This window comes from Deinococcus sp. HSC-46F16, from assembly GCF_024171495.1.
GTDB lineage: Bacteria > Deinococcota > Deinococci > Deinococcales > Deinococcaceae > Deinococcus.
The window spans coordinates 174,047-198,717 of the sequence record NZ_JALJZW010000005.1 but is presented as its reverse complement, the minus strand read 5'-3'; the positions used below and the strand labels follow the sequence as shown (position 1 = coordinate 198,717).

The following is a 24,671-nucleotide window of genomic DNA, read 5'->3' as shown; positions in this document are numbered from 1 at the left end:
GTACCCCTCAGCGTGAACCCCACCTTTCCCCTCACGCTGGAATTCAAGTTCAGCCTGCTGACCGAGCTGCGCGTCACCGACGCCGAGGGGCAATTGGTGGCGCTGGTCAAGGAGAAATTCTTCAGCGTCCGCGACGAGGTGCGCGTGTACGCCGACGACGGGCGCACCCAGCAGACGCACACCATCCGGGCGCAGGGCCTGATGGCCGGGGCGCTGGACTGGCGGGCGCGGCGGCTGATTCGGCGGCTGAACGGCACCCCGGTGGGCACCTTGCAGGCCCACGGTGTCCGGACCCTCTGGGGCGCGAGCTACGAGTTGCAGGGCGCGGACGAGACCCTCGCCTTCACCCTGCGCGACGACCATCCCTGGATGAGCGTGGTGGAGGGCGTGATCGGTGCGGTGCCGCTCGTGGGCGACCTGATCGCGGCGGGCTTCGACTACCTCGTCAACCCGACCTACACGGTGAGGGACGCCGCCGGGGAACCGGCCTTCCGGGTCCGCAAGCGCCGCAGCCTCTTCTCGCGCCGCTTCGAGGTGGAGGCCCTGCGCCCCGTCCGGCCGGAGGAGGGCGAACTCGTCACGCTGGGCCTGATTCAGCTCGTGCTGCGCGAGCGGGAGCGGGGCTGAGGCTCAGGATTTGGCGGGCTTCTCGCTGAAGCTCGGCACGTTGTTTCCGTAGATCGCGTGGGCGTCGCAGCGGTCGCGCAGCACGCAGGCCGGGCACCTCGGACGGGTCCACGTGCAGACGCGCTGGCCGTGCCGCAGCAGGTTGACGTGCAGTTCGTAGAGGTACGGCGGGTCGGGCGGCAGCAGCACGAGCAGCGCCCGGTGCGCGGCTTGCTCGCCCATCCGGGGAATCGTGCCCACGCGGGTGTTGATGCGGTGGACGTGTGTGTCCACCGGAAAGACGGGCCGCGCGTAGTTGAACAGCAGCACCAGCGAGGCCGTCTTGACCCCCACGCCGGGCAGGTCGGTGAGCCACTTCATGGCGTCCTTGACGGGCCACTCGGCCAGGAAGTCGAGGTCATACCCGCCCCGCTGCTCCCGGATGGCCCGCAGGGTGGCCTGAATGCGCGGGGCCTTGCTCTCGGGGTAGTTGCTGCGGCGGATGGCGTGCGCGACCGCCTCGGTCGGGGCCAGGGTGATGTCGTCCCAACTTCCCAGGGTCAGCAGTTCCTGATAGGCCGCCTCCTCGTCCTGGTGGGTGGTGCGCTGGGAGAGGATGGTGCTGATCAGCTCGTGCATGGGGGCACGCCGGGCGATCAGCGGGCGCTCGCCGTACTCGGCGTGCAGCCGTTCATACATCCACGTCAGCAGTTCGGCCCGCTCCCCGGGAGGGCGGGCCGCGTTCAGGGTCGGCTCAGTCACGGGCCGTGCTGGAGCGGTCGGCGCCCTCGCCCCCGGCCTCGTCCCGGCCCCCCTCGGCGGGCTGGTCCTTGTCGGCCGGGTCGATGCCGGGATTTTGCCCCCGCGCCTCGTCAGGAATGGCGTGGCTCTGGCCCTCGGCAGGTGAGGTCTGGGCGGGGTCGTAACCCTTCTTCTGGGTGTCGTCGGTCATGGCCCCAGCCTGCGCCCCGCTCCGCATGGCCGGGCGAGACACGGGTAAAGGCAGATTTAGGGGCGACCGGGCACAAAAAAAGCCGCCTCTTCGGGCGGTGATGTAAATAAGATAGCGCGGTATGCGGTATTCGTCAACCTTTGCCGCCGGAAACTGAACGCACGGGCGAGCCACAATGCCGGGATGGAGACGCGCACGCTGAGGTCGGAGGAGGTTCGGCAGGCCAAGCTGGGGCAGATATTCGCGGCCCCTGTCGGCCCCCTCAACCAGTGGGCGGAGCAGGTTCAGAGGGAAAGCGGGCGCTGGCTTCCCTACTTCGACCCAGCGGACGGCGGCGTGGCGGCGCGGGTGCTGCTTCTTCTCGAATCACCCGGCCCGGTCGTCAGCCGCACGCGCTTCGTCTCGGTAGACAATCCGGACGGCACGGCGGAGAACCTGCGCTGCCTGCTGCACCTGTCGGGCCTGCGCCGCTCCGACGTGGTGGTGTGGAATGCCGTGCCCTGGCAGATGAGCGAGGGCGGCGTCGTGACCCCCCGGCCCGCCCAGTACGCCGAGGCCGCGCCGCTCACCCGGCACCTGCTGACGCTGCTGCCCGAGCTGCGCGTGGTTGTCCTCGTCGGTCGCCACGCCGAGCGGACCTGGCCGCTGGTGGGGTCGGCCCTGCCTGCCCTCACCTGCCCCCATCCCAGCCCGCAGAACTTCGTGTCGCGGCGGGCGTCGGCGGTGCGGGCGCTGGGAACACTGGTGGCGGCGTACGGACTCATCTCGGAGACGAGGAGAGGGGCCACTCCCCTCCCCGAGGAATAGCCCCTCTCGCCGGCCCCCGGCTCAGCTATGCGTCATGTCGAGCGGCACGACCCACTCGCCGAACTGCTCGTCCGTGACGTGCCCCAGTGCGAGCGCCGCTTCCCTCAGGCTGGTGCCCTCTTTGTGGGCCTTCTTGGCGATGGCGGCGGCCTTGTCGTAGCCGATGTGCTTGTTCAGGGCGGTGACCTGCATCAGGTTGATGTCGAGGTTGTGCTGAATCTTCTCCACATTCGGCTCGATCCCCACCGCGCAGTTGTCGTTGAAGGCGAGGCTGGCGTCCGCGATCAACCGGATGCTCTCCAGCACGGCGTGGACCATCACCGGCTTAAAGACGTTGAGCTGAAAGTTGCCCTGCGACCCGGCGAAGGCGACGGTGGCGTCGTTGCCGAAGACGCGGGTGGCGACCATCGTGAGCGCTTCGCTCTGCGTGGGGTTCACCTTGCCGGGCATGATGGAGCTTCCGGGCTCGTTCTCGGGAATGGTGATCTCGCCGATGCCGTTGCGGGGGCCGCTCGCTAGCCAGCGCACGTCGTTCGCCATCTTCATCAGCGCCCCGGCGAGGGTCCGCAGCGCCGCCGAGGTCTGTACCAGGGCGTCGTGGGCGCTCAGCGCGGCGAACTTGTTCTCGGCGGAGCGGAAGGGGAAGCCCGTCTCGGCCTCGTACTTCTTCGCGGCGAGGTCCCCAAACTGGGGGTGCGCGTTCAGGCCGGTGCCCACCGCCGTGCCGCCGATGGCGAGGTCGTAGAGGCCCTGCTCGGCGTGCCTCACCTCCGCCAGCGCGTAGTCAAGCTGCGCCACCCAGCCGCCGATCTCCTGCCCCAGCGTGATGGGCGTGGCGTCTTGCAGGTGGGTGCGGCCCACCTTGACCAGCCCGGCGTACTGCTCGGCCTTCTGCGCCAGCGTGTCGCGCAGCTTGCCCACGCTGCCGTACAGACGTTCATTCAGCTCCAGCACCACCGCGATGTGCATGGCGGTCGGGAAGGTGTCGTTGCTGCTCTGGCCCCGGTTCACGTGGTCGTTGGGATGAACGGGCGACTTGCTGCCCATCTGCCCGCCCGCGAGTTCGATGGCGCGGTTGGAGATCACCTCGTTCGCGTTCATGTTGCTCTGGGTGCCCGAGCCGGTCTGGAACACGACGAGGGGGAAGTGGTCGTCCAGCCGCCCGGCGATCACCTCGTCGGCGGCCCGCACGATCAGGTCGGCCACCTCCTGCGGCAGTTCGCCCAGTTCGGCGTTGGCCTGCGCCGCACCCTTCTTCAGGATGCCCAGCGCCCGGATGACGGGGCGGCCCCACACGAAGGTGTCGCGTCCGATGGGGAAGTTGTGGATGGAACGCTCGGTCTGGGCGCCCCAGTAGCGGCTGGCGTCCACCTCCAGCGTGCCCATGGTGTCGGATTCTTTGCGGGTCTGGCCCTGAGCCGTCTGCGTCATGGCCTGAGTGTAATGGGCGGGCTGCGGTTACCCTCCAGGAAACGGGACGGCCTCGAAGACGCAGCGGCCGGAGCCGCCGGGCCACTCGACACTCAGCCCGGCCACCTCGCGGCCCGCCACGTTCAGCCCCTCGCGCCCGCTCCAGCCCACGCGCACGGCTTTCAGTTGGCAGTCCTGCCACCCCAGCGCCCCAGCCCAGTTGTGCCGCGCCAGGCCAGCCCAGACGGACTGCGCCTGCGGAGCGAGGTCAGGCGCACAGGCGGTCAGGACACCGCGTGCCACGGCGACGAGGGCCTGCCGCTGAGAGGCCGTCGGTGTGGCCGTTTCCACGTAGGCGATCAGGCTGTTGACTGTGGAGCTGTTCTTGGCGGCGCCTGAGGAGAAGAGCACCCGCTCGGCCCGCGTGCCGACCTGAACCCGGACGGCATGGGTGTAGGCCACCTCGGCTCCCAGCGTGGTGTCCAGCCCCTCCGTGACCGTCACCCCTGGCAGCCCCCGCAGGGCCGCGTCACGGGTCAGGGGACCGGGCGGGCCGCCGCCTCCCGCAAGCGCGACTCCACTCAGGCCCAGAATCAGGCTGCCCCTTCCCCACCGCCTCAGGTTCATGGCTCAGGCTACCGGCTCAGTTCACCGCCCGCACGCGACCTTGCCCGCCTCGATCACCGTCTCGCCCCTGCCCCCATGCCACACTTCCCCCCATGAGCCAGATGTTCGACGTTGCCATCGTGGGAGCCGGGCCGGTGGGCCTCGCCGCCGCCATCGCCTGCAAGCGGGCGGGACTGAGCTACGTGGTGCTGGAGAAGGGCTGCGTGGTCAACGCGGTTTTCGAGTACCCCACCTACATGACCTTTTTCACCACCGCGCCCGAACTGGAAATCGGCAACCACCCGATGGTCACGGGCCACGACAAGCCCGATCGCCGCGACGCGCTGATGTACTACCGCCTCGTGGCCCAGCGCGAGGAGCTGAACATGCGCCTTTACACGGAAGTGAAGCGCGTCCACGCGGCCCCGGCGGGCTTCACGCTGGAGGTCGAGGCTCAGGACGGCACACCGGGCGTGGTGGAAGCGCGGCGCGTCATCGTGGCGACCGGGTACTACGACAACCCCGTGCACCTCGGCATCCCCGGCGAGGACTCCCCCAACGTCAGCCACTACTACACCGAGGCGCACCCCTTCCTGGGCCTGAACGTCACCGTGATCGGGGCGGGCAACTCGGCGGCGGACGCCGCCCTCGACCTGTGGCGCGGCGGGGCGAACGTCACGATGGTGGTGCGTGCTCCCGAGCTGAAGTCCACCATCAAGTACTGGGTGCGGCCGGACTTAGAGAACCGCATCAAGGAAGGCAGCATCGCCGCGCACTTCACCGCTCAGGTGGTCGAGATTCATCCCGAGCACGTCGTCGTGCAGCGGGAGGACGGCACCACCTCCGAGCTGCCCACCCACTTCACCTTCGCGCTGACGGGGTACCGCCCGGACCTCTCCTTCCTGGCGGGGCTGGACCTCGCGCAGCAGGCCGACGAGTGCCTGGTGCTCGATGAGCATTACCAGAGCAGCGTGCCGGGCCTGTTCGTGGTGGGGTCGGCGGGCTTCGCGGGCAAGACGAATCAGGTCTTTATCGAGAATGGGCGGCACCACGCGGTGGCAGCGGTGGCCGAGATCGAGCGGCAGCTCGCGCCGGGGCAGGTGGACGGGACGCCGGAGACGGTGCTTTCGGTCCATTAACCCCCTCTCACACGGGCGAGACGCGTTTGGCACGTTTGGCACCGGGGGTCATGGAATACTGCCGGGCATGACTCAAGCCCGCACCCTTCTCCTCGCGGGGCTGCTGCTGGGCGCCGCGCAGGCCCAGACGGCCCCCGAGCCCGTGCCTCCGGTGGAGGCCCCGGCGCCAGTCAGCGAACCCGCTCCGGCGACCCCGGCACCCGTGCCCGCCCCCGCCACCACGCCCGCCCGCACCGCGCCGCTGCTGATCACCGTGCAGGTGAACTTCCCGGCACTGGTGAACGGCAAAAAGACCACTGTGCCCTTTGTAAGCACCCTGAACCTGCCCGGCGAGCGGGTGGCGGTGCTGCGGCAGCGCGGCGTGGTCACCGAGAGCCTGGAGGCCGACCTCAAGACCTTCCTGGCTTCCCTCCCCGCGCAGGGGCAAGACGCCCGCTTCGAGAATCTCGGCACGGCGGGCTGGGCGGTCGTGCAGCGCAACGGCCTGAAGGTGGACGCCGAGCAGACCCGCGCCAACGTCCTCGCCGCCCTGAAAGACCCCCGCGCGGTGCGGGCGAACGTGGTCGTGACCGGGCAGGTCGCGCCGGGGCGGACGCTGGACTTCTTCGCGGGCAAGGGCATCACCGCGCATCTGGCGACCGGGGTCACCAACTACGCCGGGAGCAGCGCCGCCCGCATGACCAACATTCATGTGGGCACCCGCAACTTTCAGGACCGCCTCTTCGAGGGCAAGTCCTTTTCCTTCAATCAGTTTATCGGCAACATCTCGGCGCGGGCCGGATACGTGCCGGGCCTGATCATCGCCGGGGACCGCACCGAGACGGGCCTGGGCGGGGGCATCTGCCAGGTCAGCACGACGGCGTTCCGGGCGCTGTACGGGGCGGGCCTCCCGGTCGTGGAGCGGCACACCCACTCCTATCAGGTGCACTACTACCAGCCCCAGGGCCTCGACGCGGCGATCTACCAGCCCACCCTCGACCTGAAGTTCGCCAACGACACGGGCGGAGCACTGTGGTTCCAGGCCGACTGGAACGACGCCGACGGACATCTGGAGATCAGCGTCTTCGGCAAGGCCCGCGACTTCACGGTGGAACTCGGCCAACCCAGGGTCCTGAAGACGGTGCCCTCCCCCGCCGACCGCCTGATTCGCAGCACTGCCCTGAAACCCGGCGAGCGCCGTCAGGTGGATTGGGCCGCGCCCGGCGCCACGATGGAAGTGACGCGCAAGCTGGTCCGGGGGGGCAAGGTGATCCGGCAAGACACCCTGAAAAGCACGTATCGGCCCTGGCCCAACATCTATCTGGTCGGGCGCTGAGGTTCATGGGGAGAGGGGCGACCATTGCAGATGCGGTCGCCCCTTTCCCCATTCGTGGTCTCCCCGCCGACAAAGAAGCTCAGCTCCCGTCGCCGCTCCCGTTGCGGTCCGAGCGGGCGCGGGGGTCGGTGCCCAACACGCTGGCGCCGGTCTCGGCGTCCGTGCCGGTGCTGTAGGCGGTGCCCTGGGCGGGCGTGGCCGCGTTCTCCTGCGGGGCGCGGGTGCCGCCCAGGAGGTTCGTCATGTCGGCTCCGAAAGGCCCCTCGGCGTCCTCCCGGTGCTCGTTCACCGCGTCCTGATCGGGAGGCTCGGGCGTCTTGTAGGGCGTGGTCGGGTCGTCTGACATGAATACCTCCCCTGAGAGCCGCAGCATCGCCCTTCCTGGCTTCCCGACCGTGAGGAATCGCTAAAGCCGCGCAAAGGCGGATGCCGCTAGCCAAAACGCACTGCCGGGCGCAGAGTGCGCGGCAACGGTCAGCGGGAACTTGTCCAGGGGAGTGGGGGCCACGCCTCCTTCCGGCCTGCGGGCGGCCGCGCCCGGCCGTTATACTTCCGCCACAGCCCACAACCCATAGTCCGCCGCGCCTCATCCCGAACCTGACTCCGGAGGATGCCTTGCCGCCTTTTGATACCCACGTGACCGTCAACGGAGTGCCGCAGCCTGCCCGCCTGGGAGAACCGCTGGTCGAGGTGATCAACCGCGCCTCGGTCGAACTGGCGCAGGTGTGCTACCACCCGCAGCTCGGCCCAATCCAGACCTGCGACACCTGCCTCGTGGAGGTAAACGGCGAACTCGTGCGGGCCTGCGGCACGCGGGTCGCCCACGGCCAGACCGTGCGGACCGAGACAGCCGCCGCCCGCACCTCGCGCAAGGCCGCCTTCGACCGCCTGCTCGGCAACCACCTGCTCTACTGCACCGTCTGCGACAACAACAACGGCAACTGCGTGGTCCACAACACGACGGCACTGCTGAAAGTCGAGCATCAGGACACGCCGTACCAGCCCAAGCCCTATCCCAAGGACGAGTCCAACCCCTTCTACCGCTACGACCCCGACCAGTGCATCCTGTGCGGGCGCTGCGTGGAGGCCTGCCAGAACCTTCAGGTCAACGAGACGCTCTCCATCAACTGGGAAGACCCCCATCCCCGCGTGCTGTGGGACGGCGGCGCTCCGATCAACGAGTCGAGCTGCGTGAGCTGCGGCCACTGCGTCACGGTGTGCCCCTGCAACGCCCTGATGGAAAAGTCCATGCTGGGCGAGGCGGGATTGATGACCGACCTGCCGCTGCCGGTGTTCAACTCGGCGGTCGATCTGGTGAAGGCGGCCGAGCCCTCCATCGGGTACGGGCCGATCCTGCAACTCTCCGACACCGAGTCCGCGATGCGCGAGGGGTCGGTCAAGCGCACGAAGACGGTCTGCACCTACTGCGGGGTGGGCTGCTCCTTTGAGGTGTGGACCAAGGAGCGGCACATCCTCAAGGTCGAGCCGACCCACGGCCCGGCGAACGGCGTCTCGACCTGCATCAAGGGCAAATTCGGCTGGGACTACGTGAACAGCGAACAGAGATTGACCATGCCGCTGATTCGCGAGAACGGCACCTTCCGCGAGGCGAGCTGGGACGAGGCCCTCGCGCTGATCGCCCGGCGCTTCACGGAGATCCGGGCGCAGCACGGCCCCGACGCGCTGGCCTTTATCGCCTCCTCGAAATGCACGAACGAGGAAGCGTTCCTGATGCAAAAACTCGCCCGCGCGGTCGTGGGCACGAACAACATGGACAACTGCTCGCGCTACTGCCAGAGCCCCGCCACGATGGGCCTGTGGCGCACGGTGGGCTACGGCGGCGACTCGGGCTCCATCCACGACCTCGAGCGGGCGGGGCTGGTCATCGGCATCGGCACGAACACCGCCGAGTCGCACCCGGTCCTCGCCACGCGGGTCAAGCGGGCGCACAAGCTGCGCGGCCAGCGCCTGATCGTGGCCGACCTGCGCGAGCACGAGATGGCGCAGCGGGCCGACCTCTTCGTGCGCCCCACCCCCGGCACCGACTTCGTGTGGCTGACCGCCGTGGCGAAATACATCCTCGACGAGGGGCTGGAAAAGAAGGACTTCCTCGACCAGTGGGTCAACGGGCTGGACGAGTACCGGGCCAGCATCGCCCAGTACACGCTCGCCCACGCCGAGGAGGTCACCGGCATCTCCCAGGACGCCCTGCGGCAGATCGCGCACGAGATCGTGCAGGCCGACGGCACCTGCATCATGTGGGCGATGGGCGTAACCCAGCAGTGCAGCGGCTCGGAAACCTCCACGGCGATTTCCAACCTGCTGCTGATCACCGGAAACTACATGCGCCCCGGCGCCGGGTCCTACCCCCTGCGCGGACACAACAACGTGCAGGGGGCCTCCGACATGGGCGCCATGCCCGGCTTCGTCGGCGGCTACCAGAAGGTCGAGGACCCGGCGGTGCAGGAGAAGTTCGCGGCGGCCTGGGGCGTGCCCCTCCCGCAGAACAAGGGCCTGGACAACCACGAGATGGTCCACGCGGTGCACGACGGCACCCTCAGGGCGATGTACCTCAAGGGCGAGGAGATGGGCCTGGTGGACGCGAACGCGAACTACGTGGACGCAGCCTTTGAGAAGCTCGACTTCTTCGTGGTGCAGGACGTGTTTTTCAGCCGCACGGCGCAGTTCGCGGACGTGGTGCTGCCCGCCAGCCCCAGCCTGGAGAAGGACGGCACCTTCACCAACACCGAGCGCCGCATCCAGCGCCTCTACCGCGCCCTGGAGCCGCTGGGCCAGAGCCGCCCCGACTGGGAGATCATCCAGGGGGTCGCCAACGCCATGGGTGCGGGTTGGACCTACGCGCACCCCGCCGAGATCATGGCTGAGGTCGCCTCGCTGGTGCCGCTGTACTCCGGCGTGACCTATGACCGGCTGGAGGGCTTCCGCTCGCTCCAGTGGCCCGTGCTGCCCGACGGGAGCGACACGCCGCTGCTGTTCACGGAAGGCTTCCCCTTTCCCGACCGCAAGGCGCGGCTCTACCCGGCCGAGTTTATCGCGCCGCTGGAGGTGCCGAACGAAGAGTTCGACCTGCACCTCAACAACGGCCGGATGCTGGAGCACTTCCACGAGGGCAACATGACCTTCAAGTCGGCGGGCATCAGCCAGAAGGTGCCCGGCTCGCTCGTGGAGGTATCGCCGGAACTCGCCCGCGAGCGCGGCCTCGAAAGCGGGCGCTTCGTGCGGCTGGTTTCGCGCCACGGGGCGGTGCGGGTGCGGGTCCACGTGACCGACCGGGTGCAGGGCAAGCAACTCTACATGCCGATGAACAACCCCTCGGCCCGCGACGCGGTCAATCGCCTGACCGGCAGCCACACCGATCCCAGCACCCACACGCCCGCCTACAAGGACACGGCGGTGCGTCTGGAGGTGCTGCCGGAGATGGGCGACAATCCGCTGCCGCGCGTGAACCACCGCTACGGTCACCCCACCCCGCAGCGCGGCGTGGAGGTCGAGCGCAAGTGGCAGCGGGCGGACTACCGTTTCCCAGGTGCCCTGTACAACCGACTCTCGGCGCTGCGCGGAACGCAGCCTGACCCCGTGGGAGGGGACGACTGATGGCCAAAGCGATTGACTTCGACGCCCGGACGCTGCTTCCCACTCCGGAAGAGCGGCTGGCGACCGGGACGGCCGGGGGCGCCGACGCCCTGCTGGAGGCCATCGAACTGCTGCAGGTGCTGCACGAGCGCAAGGTGCTGCACACCCTCACCCGGGTGGTGGAGGGGGGCGGCGGCCTCGCCTTTCACGCGCTGGAGGTGCTGAACGAGCCGGGCAGCGTGCGGGCGATTCGCAACCTGCTCGAGCTCGTGAAGCTGCTGGGGAGCATCGAGCCGGAGGCGATCACCACCGTGTCTGGGGCGCTGGCCGACGGCATCCGGGCGGGGGCGCAGCGGGTGCAGCACCGCCAGCAGATCGGCATGAAGGAGCTGCTGACGCTCAGCCGCGACCCTGACCTGGGCATCGCGCTGGGAGCACTGGTCGACGTGCTGCGCGGCTTTGGCCGGGGCCTACGCGAACGCGAGGAATACGGCAATGCTCCCACGGTGCCCCACACCTGAGCCCATGACCGCCGCCGAGCCTGCCCCCCGCCCCGTTCTGCGCTACGAGCGCGGCGGGGTCACGTCCGCCGACGACCGGATGGCCGTCGAGGAGCCGCTCGAACTCCGGCTGGTGCACCGGGGCGAGGAGCAGCCCGTGGGCGTCACCATGCGCACGCCCGGCGCGGACCACGACCTTGTCCGGGGCTTCCTCTACGCGGAGGGGGCGATTCGGCGGGCGGAGGACGTGCTGAGCATCTCCGAGTGGCGGGAGGGCGAGCTGAGCACGCCCAACGTGCTGCGGGTGGAACTGCGCTCGGGCTTCGCGGCCGTGCGGACCCTCTCGCGGCACACCTTCACGTCCAGCGCGTGCGGGGTGTGCGGCACCGGCAGCATCGAGCGGCTGGCCCTGCGGGCCGTGCCCGCCGTCTGGGCCCGTCCTCCCCTGTCACCGGGGATGGTCTGTGCCCTGCCCGAGCGTTTGCGGGCCGCCCAGCCCCTGTTCGACGCGACGGGCGGGCTGCACGCGGCGGGCCTGTTCACCGCGGACGGGGAGTGCCTGGTCGTCCATGAGGACGTGGGCCGCCACAACGCGGTCGACAAGGTGGTGGGCTGGGCGCTCGCGCGGGACCGGCTGCCGCTGTCCGACCACGTCCTCGCCGTGAGCAGCCGCGCGGGCTTCGAGATCGTGCAAAAGGCCGCGCTGGCCGGGATTCCCGTCGTGTGCGCCGTGTCTGCCCCCACCAGCCTCGCCGCCGAGTTGGCCGGGAGTTTCGGCCTGACGCTGCTGGGCTTCGTGCGGGGGGGCCGCTTCAACGTGTACAGCTTTCCCGAGCGCCTGCACCTGTAATCCTTCACTCTCCCCCGTTTGATGTTCTGAGGAGGTCGCCCTGTCCCCTTCCCCCCATTGACCGGCCGCTCCCGCCCCGTTCTCGTTCCAGGAGGTCCACATGTCCTTTCTCGACCGTGAGCATTCCGTCGCGCCGCCCGGCTTCAACCGCTGGCTGGTGCCACCCGCGGCGCTGGCCGTTCACCTGTCCATCGGGCAGATCTACGGCTACAGCGTGTTCAACAAACCGCTCAGCCGCCTGATCAGCGGCGACCTGGCCGCCGAGACGGGGGCGCCGGGCGACTGGTCGCTATTTCAGGTGGGCCTGATCTTCTCGGTGGCGCTGTTTTTTCTGGGAGCCAGTTCGGCCCTCTTCGGGAAGTGGGTCGAGCGGGTGGGACCCCGGCGCACCATGTTCACCTCGGCCCTGCTCTTTTGCGGCGGCTTTCTGGTCGCGGCGCTCGGGGTCGCGACCCACCAGCTCTGGCTGGTGATCCTGGGCAACGGGGTGCTGGGCGGCATCGGCCTGGGGCTGGGGTATATCAGCCCCGTCTCGACGCTGATGAAGTGGTTCCCGGACCGTCCCGGCCTCGCCACGGGCCTGGCGATCATGGGCTTCGGCGGCGGGGCGCTGCTGGGCAGCCCGCTGGGCACCTCGCTGATGACGGCATATGGCGGCCCCAACTTCGGGATCGTGCCCACCTTCGTCACGATGGCGGCCCTGTATTTCGCGCTGATGATGTTCGGGGCCTTTCTGATCCGGGTCCCGCGTGAGGGCTGGGCGCCCCAGGGTTGGACGCCGCCCGCCCCCAGTGCGTCCCACGGCATGATCAGCACCCACAATGTCACCGTGGAGCAGGCGATGCGGACCCCGCAGTTCTGGCTGCTGTTCGTGGTGCTGTTCTGCAACGTGACGGCGGGAATCGGGGTGCTGGGGCAGGCGTCGGTGATGATTCAGGAGATGTTCAGCGACCGGGTGCTGGGCGCCGGAAACGGTGTGACGGCCACGGCGGCGGCGGGCTTCGTGGGGCTGCTGAGCCTGTTCAACATGGGCGGGCGCCTCTTCTGGAGCTCGACCTCCGACCGGATCGGGCGTAAGCCGACCTACATGATCTTTTTCGCGCTGGGCACGGTGCTGTACTTCCTGATTCCGGTGTTCGGGCGGATGGCGAGCCTGGCGCTGTTCGTGCTCGCCTTCGGCGTCATCATGAGCATGTACGGCGGCGGGTTCGCCACCATTCCCGCCTACCTGCGCGACCTCTTCGGCACCCTGAACGTGGGGGCCATCCACGGCCGCCTGCTGCTGGCCTGGAGCGCCGCCGCCATCGTCGGCCCCTCGCTGGTCAACGGCTTCCGCGACCGCCAGATCGCCTCCGGGGTGCCCGCCGCGCAGGCGTACTCCACCGTCATGTGGATCATGGCCGCCCTGCTGGTGGTGGGCTTCGTCGCCAACCTGCTCGTGCGCCCCGTCGCCGCCCGCTACCACGCCCCCCGCCCGGCAGATCCCTTGACGGCTGCCGACGACTGACCCCAGGAGCCTCCCCATGCGCGAACCGAGAACGTCTCCCGCCGCCGTCGTGCTGGCCTGGCTCGTGGTCCTGATCCCGATGGTGTGGGCGATCTGGCAGACCCTGATCAAGGTGATCGAACTGTTCCGATGAGGGTCCTCAGCGACCAGCAGGCTGATGGGTCAGTCAGCTCCCCAGTGGGGCGGGGCACAGGCGATGAACCTGTGCCCCGCCCCACTGGTGGCCCCGCGCCGTCTATTCCTCGGCGGCGTAGCCCAGCAGCTCGAGCAGGCGGTCGAGTTCCTCGCGCGAGGCGAAACTCAGCTCCACGCGGCCCTTGTCCTCGCCCGTGATGCGGACGCGGGTCCCCGTGCGGCGGCTGAGGGCCAGTTCGACCTGACGGTGGGCGCGGGGCGGGTTGACCGGGATGGGCGCGGAACCCGTGCGGACCTCGCGCTTCAGGGCCTCGGCCTCCCGGACGCTGAGGCGGCGGGTGCGAATCTGGTCCAGCGCCCACAGCCGGTCGGCCTCCGGCTGCGCGAGCACCGCGCGGGCGTGCCCGGCGCTGATCTCGCCGCCCTCCAGCGCCCGCAGCGCCTCGCCCGGCAGGGCCAGCAGCCGCAGGGCGTTGGAGACGGTCGAGCGGCCCTTCCCCACCGCCCGCGCCACCCCCTCCTGGTTGAGCCCCTGCTCCAGCAGCGTCTGATAGGCCCGCGCTTCTTCCAGCGGCCCCAGGTCCTCGCGCTGGAGGTTTTCGATGATGGCGATCTCCAGCGCTTCCCTGTCCCCCAGGTCGCGGATGATCGCGGGCACCTCGGACAGCCCGGCAAGTTGCGAGGCCCGCCAGCGCCGCTCGCCCGCCACGATCTCGAAGTTCTCGCCGCGCGGGCGCAGAAGGAGCGGCTGCAAGACGCCCTTCTCGCGGATGCTTCCCGCCAACTCGGCCAGCGCCTCCGGCTCGAAAATCTGCCGGGGCTGGTAGGCCGCCTGCACGATGCGGGCGATGGGGACCGTCTGCACGCCACCACTCGGCGCGTCCGGCGTGGGCTGGGGCTTGCTGAGCAGCGCGTCGAGGCCCCGCCCCAGGCTAGATTTTCTCGACACGCTGCATCACCTCCTCGGCGAGGCGCTTGTAGGCGGCGGCCCCGCTGGAGAGCGGCGCGAAGGCCCCGATGGGCTTGCCGAAGCTGGGGGCCTCCGAGAGCCGCACGTTGCGCGGCACCACCGACCAGAACACCAGTTCCCCGAAATGCCCGCGCACCATCGTCTCGACCTCCTGCGCGAGGTTGGTGCGGCCGTCGAACATGGTGATCGCCACCCCCAGCACCCGCAGCCGGGGATTCAGGCCCCCCCGCACCCGCTCGACCGTCTCCATCAGCCCGGCCAGCCCCTCCAGCGCGTAATACTCGGCCTGGAGGGGAATCAGCAGGGCGTCGGCAGCCGCCAGCACGTTCACGGTCAGCGGCCCCAGAGAGGGCGGCGCGTCAATCAAAGCGAGATCGTAGCCCTGCACTGCCCCCAGCAGCCGCGTCAGCGCCTCCGGGTCGTCGGAGAGTTCGACCCCGGCCCCGGCGAGGTCGGGGGTGGCGGGCAGCACATCGAGCCCGTCTTGCGAGGTGGACTGGATGAACTCGGTCACCCGGCCGGGCTCGGCGAGCGCCTCGTACAGCCCGGCCTCGGCGCCGCGCAGGCCCAGGCCGCTCGTCGCGTTGCCCTGCGGGTCCATGTCGAGCAGCAGCACCCGCCGCCCCCCCGCCGCGAGGTAGGCGGCGAGGTTGATGGCGGTGGTCGTCTTGCCCACGCCCCCCTTCTGGTTCACGATGCCGAGGGTCTTCACGTCGCCCGCCAGAATAACGGCTTGCGGGCTGGAACGCCCTCGCGCCGGGGGTAGCGCTCGGGGGTAGGGCCAGTCTTCTCGACCACCACCAACGTCCGTGCTTCCCCCAGCACGGGAAGGGCAAAGGCGTCCACCGCCCGAACCTCTCCCCCGACCTCGGCGGCGGCGAGACGGCCCGCCTCCAGTTCCTCCGGGGAGATGGGGCCTTTTTGGGCGACGAGGAGACCGCCCTCCCGCAGCAGCGGCAGGGCGAGTTCGGCCAGCGCGGGCAGCGAGGCCACCGCGCGGGTGACGACCCGGCCGTAGCCCTCGCGGTGGGCCGGGTCCCGCCCCAGTGTCTCGGCGCGGGCGGTTAGAGGCGTGACGTTGCTCAGTTCCAGGGCCGCCGCCGTGCGGGTCACGAAGGCGATCTTTTTCGCGGTGGCGTCCACCGGAGTGAATCGCAATTCCGGCCGCACGATGGCAAGGGGAAGGGCTGGAAATCCTGCGCCCGTCCCCAGGTCCAGCACCCAGCCGTCACCGCCTAGCCAGCTCCCCCGTAGGCAGGTCAGCGAGTCCACGAAATGCTTCAGAACGATGTCGCGCTCGTCGCGCAGGGCGGTGAGGTTGGTCTGAGCCGCTCCTTGCCGAAGCAACGTCAGCAGCCTCGTGAATGATTCCACGTGTGGAGAGAGGTCGAGGCCAAGCTCCCCCCCACCCTGGAGCAGCAGCGCTGTCGCCTCCGGTGTCACAGGCTGTACCTGCCCGTTTGTTCAGTCGTCACTGGGGCATGGTAGCCCTGCGAGGCTGAGCCAGGGCCATCAGATTTCACGTGAAACGCTCCGGGCCTGACGTAGATGAACCAGCAGGGCGCTGATATCCGCGTGCCGCACGCCGGGGACCCGCGCGGCCTGCCCCACCGTCGAGGGGCGTGCCCGCGTGAGCTTTTCACGGGCCTCGTTCGACAGGCTGCCCAGCGCGGCGAAATCCACTCCATCCAGGCTCAGCTCACTGCCTTTCGCCTCGGCCTGGAGCTGCCGCTCAGCCCGCTCGATATAGCCCGCGTACTTCACCCGGATCTCGACGGCCTCGCGCTCGCCTTCCCCCAGGGGCGGCAGCACGGCGCCCAGCGCCTCCACATCGGCCAGGGTGAATTCCGGGCGCCGCAGCAGGGCGTCGGCGGGCTGGCCGTTGACTCGCTGCCGATGCAGGGCCTGGACGCCCGCCTCCACACGCGCATACTTCTCTGCGACAGTTCGCGCGGTGCTCTCCCCCACCAGTCCCAGCCGCTGCCCCAGGCCCGTCATCCGTTCGTCGGCGTTGTCCTGGCGCACCAGCAGGCGGTGTTCCACCCGGCTGGTCATCATGCGGTAGGGTTCGTCGCTGCCTTTGAAGACGAGGTCATCCAGCATCACACCGATGTACCCCGTTTCACGTGAAACCTGATGCTCCTCCAGACCCAAGGCCCGCCGCGCCGCCGCTGTGCCTGCCACCAGTCCCTGTGCCGCCGCCTCCTCGTAGCCGCTGGTGCCGTTGATCTGCCCGGCCGTAAATACGCCGGGGAGAAGCCGGGATTCCAGATTGAGGGTGAGTTCGGTGGAATCCACCACGTCATATTCCACCGCATAGGCGTAGCGCTGAATCACCGCCCGCTCGAAACCGGGCAGTGTCCGCACCAGGGCGTCCTGAAGGCGTGGCGGCAGCGAGGAGCTGAAGCCCTGAAGATAAACTTCGCTGGTCTGTACCCCGTCCGGCTCCACAAAGAGCAGGTGGCGATCGTGGTGGGCAAACCGCACGACCTTGTCCTCGATGCTCGGGCAGTAGCGGGGGCCGAGACCCTCGATGTCTCCGGCGTACATCGGGGACTCGTGGAGGTTCTCGCCAATCAGGCGGTGCGTCTCGGCGGTCGTGTGGGTCTGCCAGGTCGGTGACTCGGCGGCGCGGGGGCCGGGCTGTCCGGTAAAGCCGCGCGGCTGCGGGTCGGCGGGGATTTCCAGCAGGTTGGCGAAGCGCACGGAGTCAGCCCGGACGCGGGGCGGCGTCCCGGTCTTGTACCGCTTGAGCCGGTGCCCCGCGCGGGCCAGCGGTTGGCTGAGGAATCGGGCGGGCGGCTCGCCCTGACGCCCCTCGGCACGGGACTGGCGGCCATACCAGGTCACGCCGCGCAGGAAGGTTCCAGCCGCAACGACCACACTCCGGGCCGCCAGGCGCCGTCCATCTGTCGTCACGACGAACCAGCCTCCCCGGCCATCGGGTTCAAGGTCGGCCGCCTCGCCCCGCACGATCTCGATCCCGGGGTGACCGAAGATCACGTCCTGGGCACGCTCGGCGTAGGCGTCGCGCTCGTTCTGCACGCGTAGGGACTGCACGGCGGGTCCCTTACTCGCGTTCAGCACGCGGGTATGAATCGCCGTCTCGTCCGCCAAGCGGCCCATCAGTCCGCCCAGGGCCTGGACCTCGAACACCAGTTGACTTTTGCCGGGGCCGCCCACCGCCGGGTTGCAGGGCATCCGGCCCACGGTGGCGGGATTGCCCACGAGCAGGGCGGTGCGGGCAAACTTCGCTGCCGCCCAGGCTGCCTCCAGCCCCGCGTGTCCCCCGCCGATCACGATCACGTTCCAGCCGCTCATCGGGAAGGAGTGTAGAGCGGCGGCCTCCCACCTACACGGGAATGGCTCACGGTGCCGGGGAGGTTTCACGTGAAACCTGAACTCCGTCCGGTTCAGGTGGCCCATCCCTCCGGCGGCGCAGGTGCATGGTCTAGAATCCCGAACGAGCGTTAGGTTATGTGTCGTATGTCCGGTGCCGCGCCCCCTGGGCGCCCTCCGGCCCTGCCGCTCAGGAGGCCCCTCATGATTCAGCCGTTCACGTCTGACCCCCTGCGCTGGGTGTCTGAAGACGGCCAACCAATCCGGGAACTGCCCGCCCGGTTCACGCCCGAGCTGCTGCGTGAACTGCACCGCCAGATGGTGCGGGCGCGGGAGTTCGACAAGAAACTCGTCACGCTCTTGCGGCAGGGCCGCACCACCTTCTATGCCCAGGCCAGCGGCATGGAAGCCACCCAGGTGGGCCTCGCCCACTCGCTGCGGGTGGGGCACGACTGGGTCTGGCCGTATTACCGCGACCACACGCTGGGCTTGGCGATGGGCATCTCGATGCTGGACATCGTGAGCCAGTGCCTGGGCACCAACTCCGACCTGTGCCGGGGCCGCCAGATGCCGCACCACTTCGGGGTGGCGGACAAGCGCTTCGTGTCCATCTCCTCGTCCATCGCGTCGCAGGTGCCGCCCGCAGCGGGCACAGCAATGGCCCAGAAGTACCTCGGCACGGACGAGATCACCGTCTGCACTTTCGGGGATGGCGCGACCAGCGAGGGCGATTGGCACGCGGGCCTGAATATGGCGGGGGCCTCCGGAGCGCCCTGCCTCTTTGTCTGCGAGAACAACCAGTGGGCGATCAGCACCCACCTGCGCGAGCAGACCGCCAGCGAGACGATCCACATCAAGGCCAAGGCCTACGGGATGCCCGGCTACTACGTGGACGGCAACGACATCGTGGCGGTCATGGAAGTGATGGGCCACGTGGCTGAGCGGGTCCGCGCGGGGGAGGGTCCCGCCCTCGTCGAGTGCCTGACCTACCGCATCGGCTCGCACTCCAACGCGGACGCCGACGCCGAGAAGCACTACCGTACCCGCGAGGAGGTGGCCGAGTGGGAGGCCCGTGACCCCATCACCCGCGTGGAGCGGCTGCTGGAGCACCTCGGGGCGCCCATCGACCCGCAGAAAATCCGTGACCTCGTGGCCGCGACCCACCGCGAGGTGGACGAGGCCGTCCTGACCGCCGAGGCGAGCGGGCAGCCGGGCTGGGAGATCATGTTCGAGGACGTGTACGCCGACAAGCCGGTGCATCTGGAGCTTCAGGAAGACTTCCTGCGGGCCGAGCAGCCCGCCGCCGGGGGCCGCGCATGACCGCCATCCAGAACCAGGCACAGGCCGGAACAGGAGCGGGGGAAACCCGCACCCTGACCCTGATTCAGGCCGTCACCGAGGCCATGCGTGAGGAACTCGCCCGTGACGAGCGGGTCGTGGTCTTCGGGGAGGACGTGGGCGCCCGTGGCGGCGTCTTCCTGGCGACGGCGGGCCTTCAGGCCGAGTTCGGCAAGACGCGCGTCTTCGACACCCCGCTCTCGGAAGCGAGCATCGTGGGGGCGGCGGTCGGCATGGCGGTGCGGGGCATGCGTCCCATCGCCGAGATCCAGTTCGCCGACTACATGGGGCCGGGCTTCGACCAGATCATCAGTCAGGCGGCCAAGATCCGTTACCGCTCCGGCGGGCAGTTCACGGCGCCGATGGTGATCCGCACCCCCTCGGGCGGCGGCGTGAAGGGTGGGCACCACCACTCGCAGAGCCCGGAAAGCTACTTCACCCACACGCCGGGCCTCAAGGTCGTGATGCCCAGCACCCCCTACGACGCCAAGGGGCTGCTCAAGGCCGCCGTGCGCGGGGAAGACCCGGTGATCTACTTCGAACCCAAGCGGCTCTACCGCGCTGCGAAGGGCGAGGTGCCCACGGGCGACTACACCGTCGAGATCGGCAAGGGGGCCGTGCGCCGCGAGGGCCGGGACCTCACCATCATCGGCTACGGCGGCGTGATGCCCGACGCCGAGCGGGCCGCCGCCGCGCTGGCCGCCGAAGGTGTGGAGGCCGAGGTCATTGACCTGCGCTCGCTGGTGCCCTGGGACCGCGAGCTGGTGCTGGAGAGCGTCTCCAAGACCGGGCGGGCCGTCCTCGTCAGCGAGGCGCCGCGCACCTCCAACTTCATGGGGGAGGTGGCCTACGTCCTTCAGGAGGAACTGTTCGACCAGCTCCTCTCGCCGGTGGTGCAGGTGGCGGGTTTCGACATCCCGTACCCCTACGTGCAGGACAAGGTCTACCTTCCCGGCCCGAACCGCATCGCCGCAGCCTGCGTGCAGGCCCTGAACTACTGATGCCGGGGAAGCCGTGAAGCCCGACGTCTGGCGGTGGGTGTTGGGTGCCCTGGGCCTGGCGATCGGCTTCACGGTGTACCCCCTGCTGGGCCGGTTGCGGGAGCCGTGGCCGGACCTGCTGGCTGGAACGGCGTTCGTGGCGCTGGGCGCGGCGACGTGGCGTTACGCGCAGGGCGACCGCTTCATTCAGGGGGTGGCGGGCCTGCTGCTGCTGTACGGCCTGGCCCGCCTCCTCTTTCTCCGCTGACCGTTTTTCCGCCCCTTTTCTGCCGAGGTAACGCATGAAACAAGTCCTGCTGCCCGAACTCGCCGAGAGCGTGGTCGAGGGCGAAATCCTGAAGTGGCTGGTGAACGAGGGCGACACGGTGGCCCTCGAACAGCCCCTGTGCGAGGTCATGACCGACAAGGTCACCGTCGAACTGCCCAGCCCCTACGCGGGGGTGCTCCAGCAGCGCCTCGCGCAAGAGGGCGACGTGGTGGCCGTCCACGCGCCCATTGCCATCATCGTGGAAGCGGGCGCGGCGGCCGGAGCCACCAGTGGGGGAGGGGAGACGGTGCAGAACGCCGCTCAGTCCTCCGCCCCCAGCGTCACCCAGGGGATTCAGGACACCGGGGAGAACCCCACGACCGTGGACGCCCAGCTTCCCACCCAGGCCGCCGAGGAGCGCGAGCAGATGGGCGGGAGCATCGTGGAAGCCGGGCACGCCCCGAAGGACGACGGGGACGAGAGCAGCCTCTTCAAGGCTTTCGCCTCCGACGAGACGGTCAGCCTGCGGGGGCTGGAGAACCGCGCGGGAAGCGGGGCACCGGGTACCTACACCGGGGGCACCGGGAGCATCCTGAACCGCCAGCAGACCCCCTCCGGGCGCACCGACGGGCGGGTCCTCGCGGTCCCGGCGGCGCGGAAGCGGGCGCGGGAACTCGGCATCGATCTCGCGCAGGTCGCGGGCAGCGGCCCCAACGGCCGGGTGCGGGTGGACGACGTGGTGACCCACGCCGGGCAGGCTGGGCAGGCCGCCCCGTCCCCCGTGACGGCGCCGACGCCCCAGCCCCAGGCACAGCCCGCTCCCACTCCGGCTCCCCAACCCGCTCCGGCAGCGGCGAAAGGCGCGGGCGGCATGCCCGTTCCCCCCGTTCAGTACCGCACGCCCAAGGGCTACGAGCACCTCGAAGACCGGGTGCCGCTGCGGGGCATGCGCCGCGCCATCTCCAACCAGATGCAGGCCAGCCACCTCTACACCGTCCGCACCCTGACCGTGGACGAGGTCAACCTCACCAAACTGGTGCAGTTCCGCGAGCGTGTGAAGGGCGACGCGCAGGCGGCGGGCGTCAAGCTTTCCTACCTGCCGTTCATCTTCAAAGCGGTCGCCGCCGCGCTGAAGAAGTACCCCAGCCTCAACTCGTCCTTCGACGAGGCGTCGGGCGAGATCGTGATGAAGCGGTACTACAACGTCGGCATGGCGGTCGCCACCGACGCGGGCCTCACCGTGCCTGTGCTGCGGGACGTGAACCACAAGAGCATCTTCGAACTCGCCGGGCAGGTCACCGACCTCGCGGGCCGCGCGGGGGCGGGCAAGCTCAGCCCCGACGAGCTGGCGGGCAGCACCTTCTCGGTGACGAACATCGGCTCCATCGGGGCGCTGTTCTCCTTCCCGATCATCAACGTGCCCGACGCGGCCATTCTGGGCGTCCACTCCATCGTGAAGCGGCCCATCGTGAACGAGCGCGACGAGATTGAGGTCGCGCACATGATGTACCTCTCGCTGTCCTTCGACCATCGCCTGGTCGACGGGGCCGAAGCCGCCCGCTTCTGCAAGGAAGTGATCCGGCTGCTGGAAAACCCCGACCGCCTGATGCTGGAAGCGATGTAGAGCTTCGCCACCCCCAACGGTCAGCCCCTCCCCGGCTGGCCGCTTTGCTTTTCAAAGCATGAAGGCGAGGTCAGGGCCGGGTCAAAGGGGCGTCAGCTTGGGGCGCTAGGGTGCGTGGTCATGGGGTCCTGGCCCACGGGCACGGACTGCCGGATTGGATAGAGTGACTGTGATGACCCGCTTCCGTACCCTTGCCGCGCTGCTGCTCCTGACCCTGGCCTCCGGGGCCGGGGCGCTGAAGCTGCGGGTGGTGGACCCGGAGTTGCAACTGAATCTGGGCTACGGCGAAAGCAGCGGGGGCCGCATGACCGTGCAGCTTGTCCGGAACTACAGCGGCCCCGTGGTGCTGCTGTTTTCCCGCAGTGAAGACGAACGCAACGAGGGCCTGTTCCTGAGTCTCCAGCCCCGCTACGTGGGGACCCTCAGGGCCGGGCAGCTCACGCTGGAGGTTGGCAACACCGAGCAGACCCTGGCCCGCTTTCTGACGGGGCTGAAGCTCACGCTGACCGTCCAGCCCGTGGGCCAGATGCCGGGCGTGCGCCTGCCCACCGCCGAGAAACCTGCCCCTGAAGGAGGCCGCTGAATGCTCGCCCAGATTCTGGTCGTGGAGGACGATCCCCACCTCGGCCCGCTGCTCAAGGAATACCTGTCGGCCGATTACCTCGTGCACCACGCCGCGACCCTGAGGGACGCCCAGGCGTGGCTGGGAACCCACTCGGCGCAGCTCATTCTGCTGGACCTGAACCTGCCCGACGGCGACGGCCTCGACCTCGTGCAGGCGCTGCGGCAGTATTCCAGCACGCCGGTGCTGGTGCTCTCGGCCCGCTCGGGGGTGCAGGAGCGCGTGGCCGGGCTGAACGCCGGGGCCGACGACTACCTCACCAAGCCCTTCGCCATGCCGGAACTCGACGCCCGCATCACCGCGCTGCTGCGCCGCACCGCCGCCGGAACGGGCGTGAACCTGGGCAATACCAGCCTCAGCACCAGCAGCCTGCTGCTCACCGTGAATGACAAGAACGTCAACCTCACCGAGCACGAGGCCCGCATCCTCGAACTGATGATGCGCACCCCCGAGCGGGTCTTTTCACGGGCGGACATCGAGTCGCACCTCTACGGCTGGGAGACGCCCAACAGCAACTCGGTCGAGGTCCGCATCAGCCAGTTGCGCAAGAAACTGGAACACGCCGCCAGCGACCTGCGGATTCGGACCATCCGCAACGTGGGCTACGTGCTTCAGGCGAGCTGACCTTCCTCCTGAGCCGCCCATGTGGACTGCCGCCTGCCCCCTCCGCGCCCGCGTGGGGGGGCTTTGCCGTCCGGGGGAGGCGGGGTGACCCGTCCCGCCCCCCTCGAGTCGGCCCGCGTCGCGTGGCGGCACAGCCTGCGCTTTCGGCTGGCGCTGGTGTACACCCTGCTGGCGACCGTGGTGATCGGGGTGGTGGGGATCGGGATGCTGACCCTGCTGCTGCGCGGAATGGACGAACAGTTCCAGGCCCGGCTCAACGACCGCGCGGACGCCATTGCCGAGCGGCTCTTTTCCCCCGCGCAAACCGTGGGCCAGAGCCTGCCGCCCATCAGCGGGTACACGGCGCTGCTGGACGACGAGAACCGGGTGATTCAGGCGTCGCCGTCGCTGCGGCTGGAATCGGGCGCCCCCTTTCCCTACGCGGGGGAGATGCGCTTTCCCATCCTGGGCACGCCGATGCGGGCGGCCACCCGCCCGGTGGAGGACTTCGGCACCGTGTGGGTGGCCCTCCCGGAAGACGACCTCGTGAACGCCCGCGAGAGCGCGACCCGCGCCCTGCTGCTCGCGCTGCTGCTGACCCCCGGCGTGATGCTGGTCGTGGGCTGGTGGGTGGGGCGGCGGGCGCTGGCGAACCTCAGCGGGGCGGCCGACCTCGCCGACCGGATTGACCCCACCCGCAGCGTGGCGACCCTGCCGCTGCCGGAACGGGAAGACGAGGTGCACCGCCTCCTGGCGGCCCTCAACCGCCTGCTGGTCCGCATCGAGGCGGTGCAGGCCCGCGAGAAGCAACTGCTGGGCCAGATCGTGCACGAGCTGGGCGCTCCACTCACGGTGCTGCGGGCCAGCCTCACGCGGGCCACCGAGCGCACGGATGATCCCGAGGTGGCCCGCGCCGCGCTGGTGGCCGACGAGCTGACCTTCACGACCCAGGACCTGATGCAGCTCGCGCGGGGGCAACTGGAGATGAAGGTCGCGTGGCACTTCATCCCGGCGGCGACCCTGCGTGGGCGGCTCGACCGATTGGTGCCGGGGACGACCTTCGCGGGCGACTGGGGCGGGATGCTGCTGTGCGACCCCGACCGCCTGACCCAGGCGCTGCGGAATCTGCTGGCGAATGCCCGCCGCGCCGCCGGGCCGGAGGGCGAGGTCACGCTGACCCTGTGTGAGACGCCGGGGCACGTCACCTTCACCGTGCAGGACAGCGGCCCCGGCCTGCCGCCCGAGCTGGGCGAGCGTATCTTTGAACCCTTCGTCAGCGGCAGCGGCTCCAGCGGTCTGGGCTTGAGTGTGTCGCGGCAGATCGCGGCGCTGCATGGCGGCACCCTGACGGCGGGCAACGCGCCGGGGGGCGGGGCCGAGTTCGTCCTGACCCTGCCGGGACCGGAACTGGGCGACGAGGAAGACGAGGTGCAGGCCGACGACCACCCCGGGGACACCCCCATCGGGACGGCCGCACCCGCGTCCTGACGGGTGGGGCGAAGCCGC

At 69.5% G+C, this 24,671-nt stretch carries 24 protein-coding genes; 15 read left to right on the top strand and 9 right to left on the bottom strand.

Annotated elements, in window-relative coordinates:
* Positions 1-12 precede the first annotated feature (12 nt).
* Positions 13-627 (top strand): hypothetical protein, encoded by a 615-nt coding sequence (locus L1280_RS12065; RefSeq protein ID WP_253582545.1) that lies wholly within the window; start codon positions 13-15, stop codon positions 625-627.
* A gap of 3 nt (positions 628-630) precedes the next feature.
* On the opposite strand, the gene nth is transcribed toward L1280_RS12065, so the two are convergent.
* Both nth and L1280_RS12055 read right to left on the bottom strand, forming a co-directional pair.
* The gene (nth, locus tag L1280_RS12060; protein WP_256488293.1) at positions 631-1,305 is read right to left on the bottom strand and encodes an endonuclease III; all 675 of its coding nucleotides are present in this window, start codon (positions 1,303-1,305) and stop codon (positions 631-633) included.
* A gap of 55 nt (positions 1,306-1,360) precedes the next feature.
* A complete protein-coding gene (locus tag L1280_RS12055; protein ID WP_253582543.1) occupies positions 1,361-1,558 on the bottom strand; it encodes a hypothetical protein in 198 nt (65 codons plus the stop codon).
* Between the two features lie 183 nt (positions 1,559-1,741).
* Here L1280_RS12055 and L1280_RS12050 point away from each other — a divergent pair, with 183 nt between their 5' ends.
* A complete protein-coding gene (locus L1280_RS12050; RefSeq protein ID WP_253582542.1) occupies positions 1,742-2,365 on the top strand; it encodes a uracil-DNA glycosylase in 624 nt (207 codons plus the stop codon).
* Between the two features lie 21 nt (positions 2,366-2,386).
* Here the strand turns inward: L1280_RS12050 and fumC are convergent, their stop codons facing one another.
* Both fumC and L1280_RS12040 read right to left on the bottom strand, forming a co-directional pair.
* Positions 2,387-3,796, bottom strand: a complete 1,410-nt coding sequence (gene fumC, locus L1280_RS12045; RefSeq protein WP_253582541.1) for a class II fumarate hydratase — start codon at positions 3,794-3,796, stop codon at positions 2,387-2,389.
* A gap of 27 nt (positions 3,797-3,823) precedes the next feature.
* Positions 3,824-4,402 (bottom strand): hypothetical protein, encoded by a 579-nt coding sequence (locus tag L1280_RS12040; RefSeq protein ID WP_253582540.1) that lies wholly within the window; start codon positions 4,400-4,402, stop codon positions 3,824-3,826.
* Positions 4,403-4,494: 92 nt separating this feature from the next.
* Between L1280_RS12040 and L1280_RS12035 the strand changes: the two genes are divergently transcribed.
* Positions 4,495-5,520 carry a YpdA family putative bacillithiol disulfide reductase gene (locus L1280_RS12035; RefSeq protein WP_253582539.1) on the top strand — a complete coding sequence of 342 codons (1,026 nt, stop codon included), beginning with the start codon at positions 4,495-4,497 and terminating at the stop codon, positions 5,518-5,520.
* Positions 5,521-5,587: 67 nt separating this feature from the next.
* Positions 5,588-6,835 (top strand): VanW family protein, encoded by a 1,248-nt coding sequence (locus L1280_RS12030; RefSeq protein ID WP_253582538.1) that lies wholly within the window; start codon positions 5,588-5,590, stop codon positions 6,833-6,835.
* A gap of 79 nt (positions 6,836-6,914) precedes the next feature.
* On the opposite strand, the gene L1280_RS12025 is transcribed toward L1280_RS12030, so the two are convergent.
* Positions 6,915-7,181 carry a hypothetical protein gene (locus L1280_RS12025; protein WP_104992092.1) on the bottom strand — a complete coding sequence of 89 codons (267 nt, stop codon included), beginning with the start codon at positions 7,179-7,181 and terminating at the stop codon, positions 6,915-6,917.
* 269 nt (positions 7,182-7,450) lie between these two features.
* Between L1280_RS12025 and fdhF the strand changes: the two genes are divergently transcribed.
* The 4 genes from fdhF to L1280_RS12005 all read left to right on the top strand — a co-directional run bounded on the left by fdhF (position 7,451) and on the right by L1280_RS12005 (position 13,286).
* Positions 7,451-10,450: a formate dehydrogenase subunit alpha gene (fdhF, locus tag L1280_RS12020; protein WP_253582537.1), complete on the top strand. Its 3,000-nt coding sequence runs from the start codon at positions 7,451-7,453 to the stop codon at positions 10,448-10,450.
* The gene (locus tag L1280_RS12015) at positions 10,450-10,950 is read left to right on the top strand and encodes a DUF1641 domain-containing protein (RefSeq protein WP_253582536.1); all 501 of its coding nucleotides are present in this window, start codon (positions 10,450-10,452) and stop codon (positions 10,948-10,950) included. Before fdhF ends, L1280_RS12015 begins: the two co-directional genes overlap by 1 nt.
* Positions 10,951-10,954: 4 nt before the next feature.
* A complete protein-coding gene (gene fdhD / locus L1280_RS12010) occupies positions 10,955-11,779 on the top strand; it encodes a formate dehydrogenase accessory sulfurtransferase FdhD (protein WP_253582535.1) in 825 nt (274 codons plus the stop codon).
* 100 nt (positions 11,780-11,879) lie between these two features.
* Positions 11,880-13,286, top strand: a complete 1,407-nt coding sequence (locus L1280_RS12005; protein WP_253582534.1) for an OFA family MFS transporter — start codon at positions 11,880-11,882, stop codon at positions 13,284-13,286.
* Positions 13,287-13,521: 235 nt separating this feature from the next.
* Here the strand turns inward: L1280_RS12005 and L1280_RS12000 are convergent, their stop codons facing one another.
* The 4 genes from L1280_RS12000 to mnmG form a co-directional block, all read right to left on the bottom strand.
* The gene (locus tag L1280_RS12000) at positions 13,522-14,370 is read right to left on the bottom strand and encodes a ParB/RepB/Spo0J family partition protein (protein ID WP_253582533.1); all 849 of its coding nucleotides are present in this window, start codon (positions 14,368-14,370) and stop codon (positions 13,522-13,524) included.
* Positions 14,354-15,103: an AAA family ATPase gene (locus L1280_RS11995; protein ID WP_253582532.1), complete on the bottom strand. Its 750-nt coding sequence runs from the start codon at positions 15,101-15,103 to the stop codon at positions 14,354-14,356. The genes L1280_RS12000 and L1280_RS11995 overlap by 17 nt, the downstream gene beginning before the upstream one ends.
* Complete coding sequence (gene rsmG, locus L1280_RS11990; protein WP_253582531.1) at positions 15,100-15,834, bottom strand: 16S rRNA (guanine(527)-N(7))-methyltransferase RsmG; 735 nt, start codon at positions 15,832-15,834, stop codon at positions 15,100-15,102. The genes L1280_RS11995 and rsmG overlap by 4 nt, the downstream gene beginning before the upstream one ends.
* Positions 15,835-15,903: 69 nt before the next feature.
* A complete protein-coding gene (gene mnmG / locus L1280_RS11985) occupies positions 15,904-17,712 on the bottom strand; it encodes a tRNA uridine-5-carboxymethylaminomethyl(34) synthesis enzyme MnmG (protein WP_253582530.1) in 1,809 nt (602 codons plus the stop codon).
* A gap of 222 nt (positions 17,713-17,934) precedes the next feature.
* Here mnmG and L1280_RS11980 point away from each other — a divergent pair, with 222 nt between their 5' ends.
* From L1280_RS11980 to L1280_RS11950, 7 genes are all read left to right on the top strand, one after another.
* The gene (locus L1280_RS11980; RefSeq protein WP_253582529.1) at positions 17,935-19,050 is read left to right on the top strand and encodes a thiamine pyrophosphate-dependent dehydrogenase E1 component subunit alpha; all 1,116 of its coding nucleotides are present in this window, start codon (positions 17,935-17,937) and stop codon (positions 19,048-19,050) included.
* Complete coding sequence (locus L1280_RS11975; RefSeq protein ID WP_253582528.1) at positions 19,047-20,069, top strand: alpha-ketoacid dehydrogenase subunit beta; 1,023 nt, start codon at positions 19,047-19,049, stop codon at positions 20,067-20,069. The genes L1280_RS11980 and L1280_RS11975 overlap by 4 nt, the downstream gene beginning before the upstream one ends.
* A 13-nt stretch (positions 20,070-20,082) precedes the next feature.
* The gene (locus L1280_RS11970; RefSeq protein ID WP_253582527.1) at positions 20,083-20,316 is read left to right on the top strand and encodes a hypothetical protein; all 234 of its coding nucleotides are present in this window, start codon (positions 20,083-20,085) and stop codon (positions 20,314-20,316) included.
* 34 nt (positions 20,317-20,350) lie between these two features.
* The gene (locus L1280_RS11965) at positions 20,351-21,940 is read left to right on the top strand and encodes a dihydrolipoamide acetyltransferase family protein (protein WP_253582526.1); all 1,590 of its coding nucleotides are present in this window, start codon (positions 20,351-20,353) and stop codon (positions 21,938-21,940) included.
* Between the two features lie 172 nt (positions 21,941-22,112).
* Complete coding sequence (locus tag L1280_RS11960) at positions 22,113-22,523, top strand: hypothetical protein (RefSeq protein ID WP_253582525.1); 411 nt, start codon at positions 22,113-22,115, stop codon at positions 22,521-22,523.
* The gene (locus L1280_RS11955; RefSeq protein ID WP_253582524.1) at positions 22,524-23,186 is read left to right on the top strand and encodes a response regulator transcription factor; all 663 of its coding nucleotides are present in this window, start codon (positions 22,524-22,526) and stop codon (positions 23,184-23,186) included. It begins immediately after the preceding gene.
* Between the two features lie 84 nt (positions 23,187-23,270).
* A complete protein-coding gene (locus tag L1280_RS11950; protein WP_253582523.1) occupies positions 23,271-24,653 on the top strand; it encodes an ATP-binding protein in 1,383 nt (460 codons plus the stop codon).
* The last annotated feature ends 18 nt before the right edge of the window (positions 24,654-24,671 follow it).